The sequence below is a fragment of the Massilia genomosp. 1 genome, assembly GCF_011682185.1.
Taxonomy (GTDB): Bacteria; Pseudomonadota; Gammaproteobacteria; order Burkholderiales; family Burkholderiaceae_D; genus Telluria_A; species Telluria_A rubra.
Genome location: NZ_WHJF01000306.1, coordinates 1 through 1075 on the forward strand (window position 1 = coordinate 1; position 1075 = coordinate 1075).

Consider the following 1075-nt stretch of genomic DNA (forward strand, 5'->3'; position numbering starts at 1 on the left):
CTTGCCGCAAGCGGGCCGTTTCCTCCTGGGTCTACATCGCCACTGTGATCGCCGCCGCCAGAAAGGGCGTCGCCACACCCTCGCTGCCGCCGATTCCGTCCGGGACGTGAACGGTTACGGTGTAATCGGTTTTCCCACGTCGCAGTCAGGGCATTGAGGGCCAACATTGCTACCGTTTGGGTCCTCTTTGTCTCTATATTCGCCTCGACGGCACTCATCGGCCTGAGAGAAATAGCGTGTGCCCATTTCCTCAACGCATACCAATCTGGTGGCGTAAATGATTAAGCCGAATCCGCCCTCAACCCGATTACAATCTCCGGCTGGCATCGTCAGCATATGAAACACAAGATTATACGACCTGTGTTGCCCAGAAACAATATTCGCAACACTGGTATCCAGATTCCACTCGCCTGGTTTTCCCATAATGAAATAATCGCAAATCCAAGGTTCTTTTTTAGAATTTTTTTCAACGAGGAGCGCCGCTACTGCCGAACCCTCATCCGGAAATGTTTTACTGCTATCGTAATAATACTTGAATGGACCAATATATGTTCCGTCTTCCGCACGTGCGCTTAAGGGTGAACATATTATGAAAGCCGCTATGCCCGCCCATAAAAATCGGAAGGCCCGACTACGTGCGCTTGGAAGTACAGCCTCGAAAAAAAAGTACATTTCGTTCCCAATACCAGTTAATTAAAAACAATATTATCTCATGAACCATGAAAAAGCTTACTCTTCAGATTTTTTGGAGGCGACGCTGTAGTTTCGCGCGTCTAAAAATCACCCGATGTTTGGAGGATTTTGAGGCCTTGGTCTAATCCTACTATGTCACAAAATAGGTCTAATTTGAAAGCAACAAGGGCAACGCTGTAGTTGCGTTGCGATAGCACTGGCGATGAGCGCGCGTAGCGTTGTAATGGAGTCAGGGACATGACGTTGCGCTCGTCCTCGGAGCGTGTCAAACTATTTGAGACAGTATTTACAGATTGTTTAGGGAGCATTCTTCGGTCTGCTCGTTGGTGCCAATGTCCATTTTGGGCATGTTGATTCCGGCTTCGGTTGGCAGAGCCGGCGG

The 1075-nt window shown here is 49.0% G+C and carries 1 protein-coding gene; it reads right to left on the bottom strand.

Features of this window, described 5'->3' with window-relative positions; translation table 11 throughout:
* Positions 1–114: 114 nt before the first annotated feature.
* A complete protein-coding gene (locus F1735_RS33760) occupies positions 115–672 on the bottom strand; it encodes a hypothetical protein (protein ID WP_167241393.1) in 558 nt (185 codons plus the stop codon).
* Positions 673–1075: the final 403 nt, after the last annotated feature.